This is a genomic window from Kitasatospora sp. NPDC057512 (genome assembly GCF_042802135.1).
GTDB lineage: Bacteria > Actinomycetota > Actinomycetes > Streptomycetales > Streptomycetaceae > Kitasatospora.
Window position 1 is genome coordinate 1 of sequence record NZ_JBHVET010000702.1, and the last position, 4521, is coordinate 4521.

General features: G+C 75.5%; 5 protein-coding genes. All 5 read left to right on the forward strand.

The window, feature by feature from the left end; genetic code table 11:
• Positions 1 to 627 precede the first annotated feature (627 nt).
• On the forward strand, positions 628 to 1047 hold the full coding sequence (locus tag ACFU6K_RS32195) for a roadblock/LC7 domain-containing protein (RefSeq protein WP_049652175.1): 420 nt from the start codon (positions 628 to 630) through the stop codon (positions 1045 to 1047).
• A gap of 71 nt (positions 1048 to 1118) precedes the next feature.
• Positions 1119 to 1676, forward strand: a complete 558-nt coding sequence (locus ACFU6K_RS32200) for a DUF742 domain-containing protein (protein WP_380669055.1) — start codon at positions 1119 to 1121, stop codon at positions 1674 to 1676.
• A gap of 25 nt (positions 1677 to 1701) precedes the next feature.
• A complete protein-coding gene (locus tag ACFU6K_RS32205; protein WP_380669049.1) occupies positions 1702 to 2331 on the forward strand; it encodes an ATP/GTP-binding protein in 630 nt (209 codons plus the stop codon).
• 409 nt (positions 2332 to 2740) lie between these two features.
• Positions 2741 to 2926, forward strand: a complete 186-nt coding sequence (locus ACFU6K_RS32210) for a hypothetical protein (protein WP_380669051.1) — start codon at positions 2741 to 2743, stop codon at positions 2924 to 2926.
• Positions 2927 to 3421: 495 nt separating this feature from the next.
• Complete coding sequence (locus ACFU6K_RS32215; RefSeq protein ID WP_380669053.1) at positions 3422 to 4372, forward strand: winged helix-turn-helix domain-containing protein; 951 nt, start codon at positions 3422 to 3424, stop codon at positions 4370 to 4372.
• The last annotated feature ends 149 nt before the right edge of the window (positions 4373 to 4521 follow it).

Consider the following 4521-nt stretch of genomic DNA (forward strand, 5'->3'; position numbering starts at 1 on the left):
GCCCCGGCGGGTCCGGCAGGCGAACCTGGCGCCGCAGCTCAGGGAACAGCTCACGGAACAGCTGAAGGAACGGTTCCGCAACGGAGCCGGAGCAGGTACCGGAGCCGACGGCGGGCCCGGGGGCGGGCCCGGGGGCGCGTCGGCCGGCGGTGGATCGGCCGGAGGCACCCAGGACGGCCGGGGCCCCCGCGACGGCGGGGAGACCCGGGAGGTCCGGGAGCGCTCGCCCGAGGAGGCCAGGGCCACCTTCGCCTCGTTCCAGCGCGGCTTCACCCGGGGGCGAGGGGCAACGGCTCCGGCGGACCGCCCCGGCGCTCCGTTGACGGATCGTCCCGGCACACCCGACGATCGTGCCGTGCGGGGGGCCGGGCGGCCCACCGCCGTACCGGCCTGGCAGCCGCCCGACCGGTCCCGGCGGGCGATCGGCCCGGCGCCCGCCCCGGCGGCGCTGCCCGCGCCGCAGGACACCGGCCGGGCACCGCTCGTCCGGCGCATGCCGCCCGGGCAGCCGGTCCGCCGGACCCCGGACGGCGTCGTACCCGCACCACCCGCTTCATCCGCACCACCTGCACCATCTGCACCACCCGCTCCACACGCACCACCCGCTCCAGCGGAAGGAACTGATTCATGACCACGTCGATGCAGTCGTCAGGGGACCTCAACTGGCTCCTGGACGACCTGGTGGGGCGCGTCGCGGCCCTGCGGCACGCGGTGATCCTCTCCAACGACGGCCTGGCCACCGGCGCCTCCCGCGACCTCGACCGCGAGGACGCCGAGCACCTGGCCGCCGTCGCCGCCGGGTTCCACAGCCTGGCGAAGGGCGCCGGCGGGCACTTCAAGGTCGGCGGCGTCCGGCAGACCATGGTGGAGCTGGACGAGGCCTTCCTGTTCATCACGGCCGCCGGCGACGGCAGCTGCCTGGCCGTGCTGAGCGAGGCCGAGGCGGACATCGGCCAGATCGCGTACGAGATGGCGCTGCTGGTCAAGCGGGTCGGCGAGCACATGGCCGCCGAGCCGCGCACCGAAACCGCCCCGCCGGTGAGATGAGCGGTCCGATGGCGGATCCGAAGGCGGATGAGCCGGACGGCCCGGAGACGCCGGACGGCCCCCAGGTGCCGGTGGGTACGGCCGGGCCGTCCGGCGGTGGCGGTTCGTCGGGCACCGGCGGTTCCTCCAGCGCCGACGGGCCGTCCGGCAGTGGCGGTTCGGACGCCGTAGGCCGCCCGGACGACCCGGACGGCCAGGACGACCCGTACGAGCCCGACGTCGACCTGTTCCGGCCGCGCACCCCGGTCGACGACCGCTGGTTCGACGACGAGGCCGGCCCGGTGGTGCGGCTCTACTCGATGACCCGCGGCCGCACCCGGCCGGTCGAGGAGGGGCTGTTCGACCTGATCTCGCTGGTCACCGCCGTCGATCCCGGGCCGGTCGCGGGGGCCGTGCCCGCGCACGTCCTCGACCCGGAGCACCAGACGCTGCTCACCCTGTGCCGCCGCGAGCCGCTCTCCGTCGCCGAGCTCGGCTCCTACACCGACCTGCCGGTCAGCGTGGTGCGGGTGCTGCTCGGCGACCTCTACGACGCCGAGCTGATCAGCGTCACCCGACCCGTTCCGCTCGCCGAGCTGCCGGACGAGCGCCTGCTGCGAGACGTGATCAATGGACTCCGTGCGCTCTGACCCCCGCCCTCGTCCGGAGGGCACCGTGCCCGACCCGGACCGCACCGCGCCCCACCCGGCGAACGCCAACGACCCGCGCTGGCGCGGTGGTCCGGCCGTCGCGGTGAAGATCCTGGTCGCGGGCGGCTTCGGCGCGGGCAAGACCACCCTGGTCGGATCGGTCAGCGAGATCCGGCCGCTGCGCACCGAGGAGGAACTCAGCGAGCTGGGCCGCCCGGTGGACGACACCTCGGGGGTGGAGGCGAAGCGCACCACCACCGTCGCGATGGACTTCGGCCGGATCGATCTGCGGCCGGGCCTCGCGCTCTACCTGTTCGGCACGCCCGGTCAGGACCGGTTCTGGTTCGTCTGGGACGAGTTGGCCCGCGGCGCGCTCGGCGCCCTGGTGCTCGCGGACACCCGGCGGCTGGCCGACTGCTTCCCGTCGGTGGACTTCTTCGAGCAGCGCGGCATCCCGTTCCTGGTCGCGGTGAACTGCTTCGAGGGCACCGAGCGGTTCGCGCCGGACGAGGTCCGCGAGGCGCTCGACCTCGACCAGGACATCCCGGTGGTGCTCTGCGACGCGCGGCTGCGGCAGGACGGCAAGGACCTGCTCGTCGCGCTGGTCGAGCACGCCGCCGCCGGCCGGCACCGTCGCGCCCCGGTCGGCGCCTGAAGGCGGCTCGGCCGCTGACGGACAAGGCCCGGCGTCGACCAGGCACGGTCCGGCTATGACCAGACGCGGGCCGGCTCCGGCCGGGGTCGGCCCGCGCTCCGGCTCGACAACGGCTGAAGGGCGGCTGGGCGACCGCCGTACGACTGCCGCGCGAAGAGTCGGCAGGTCAGCGCGCCGACCTGCCCCTTCCGCCCGGCGTCTCATTCTGCCGTCCGCATCGTGGACAATCACTGCGCCGAAGGTTGCCTAGACCGGCCCGGCCGTGGAAGGCTCTGTGGACGAAGGCCGCCCGGCCATGCCGTCGGGGGCGCCGGAAACGCCCCGTTCGTACGGGCGTTGCAACCGGCGGACGGCCTTCGACGAACCGGCGAGGCATCGTCGGCGGGCACCGTCAACGGTGCGCCGCCGTGTGGAGAACGAGGGGGAGGGCAGCAGGATGACCGTCGGCCGACGACGCATCACCACCGCCGTGCCCGGCTCCCCGCTGCCCGGTGCCCCCATGCCCGGCGTCGTCCTGCCCGGTGCCGCCGATCCGGCGCTCACCGTCCGCCGCTACATCGACCACGCGCTGATCTGCAGCGCGTGTTGTCGCTGACCGGCCTGACCTTCCCGGTACGTCCCCGGCGCTGACGGCCCACCCGGCCCACTCGGCCCACCGTCCGACGCACCGCCGAAACCCGTCGACCAGGCCGTAGCGGACCGCCCGTCCGGCGTGCCCGCGGCCGACCAACCGGACCCGCCCAGCGGAGAGACCACCAGTGAACATCGTCTGCCCCAGTATCACCCCCGGCATCGTCGGCCGTACCCGAACGGCCGGGTCGGCCCCCGCGATGCGCGCGGGTGGACGGACCGGACGGTGGAACCGGTGCGGGAGCCGCGCCGTGGACAGCCGGCGGGGTCGCCTCGACCTCGAGCCGTTCTGGCCGTCCCGGCAGCCGCACCTGTTCGATCAAACGTGTCCCGGCTCGCCCAGCGCGTCCCGGCCCTCCGCCCGCTGATCCGGTTCGGTCCGGTCCAGCCCAGGCAGTACGCCCGGTCGACGCGCAGACGACTCCACCCCGTCCGTCACGCGCGAAATGAGCGGCACACCATGTCTTCTTCCTCCACGGCCACCCTGCCCCTGCCCACCGCGACCCCGCACCTGCGCGCGGTCCGCTCCGTCCCGCCGGTCTCCGCGGTTCCCGCCACCGTGCCGGTCGGTCCCGGCGCGTCCGGGGCCGCGGGACCGTCCGTCCCCCCGGCGTCGCTGTCCGACCGATGGCCCGGGGTGGCGGCCCGTCCGCCCCATGTCGGACCGACCCACGCCGGACCGACCCATGCCGGAACGGCCCACGTCGGCCCGGCCCATGTCGGTTCGACCCGTCCGGCGACCGTCCCGGCCCCCGTCGCCGCGCAGCCGGGCGCGGCTGTCCCGCAGGTGCCCCAGGCGCTGCTCGCCGCGCTGCCGGAGGGGGCGGCCGTCGTCGCCACCCTGCCGCAGGGCGCGCTGCCGCAGGGCCTGCTCGCCCAGTACGGAATCCAGTTCGGCGCCGTGAACGGCGGCGCGATGGTCGGGTACCTGGTGCTGGTGCCGACCGAGAGCCCGGCGGCGGGGGTCGTCGGCCTGCCGGGGGCTCCGGCCGGTGTCGGGGCCGCCACCCCGTCTGGGGCCCACACGCTCCCCGGGGCCCACCCGGCCCACGGGGCGCAGCCGACGACCGGCGGGCCCGTCGGCCAGACCGTGGCGGGGGTCCGTCCGGTCCGCCCGGGCGGGCGCGGCATCGCCGTCGACACCGAGCGGCGCAACGCCTACGTCGACGGGCGGCTGCTCGACCTCACCTACCTGGAGTTCGAGCTGCTGGCCCACCTCACCGAGCACCCGCAGCGGGTGCACACCCGGGACCACCTGGTCTCCGCGGTCTGGGGCTACGGCCACGTCGGGGACGGGCGGACGGTCGACGTGCACGTCGCCCGGCTGCGCCGCAAGCTCGGACCGGCCTACCGGGACACCATCGTGACGGTCCGCCGGGTCGGCTACAAGTACACCCCGGCCGCGGTCTGACGGCTGGTTCCGGCCTGATGGCCGATCTGACGGCCAACTGGCGGCTTGGATCCGCTGGCGGGAGCCCCGGTCGCCAACGGCCGCTTGCCGCCGGTTGGTTGACCGCCGGTCGGTCGAAGCAGCGGACCGCTCGTCCTGGACACGGACTG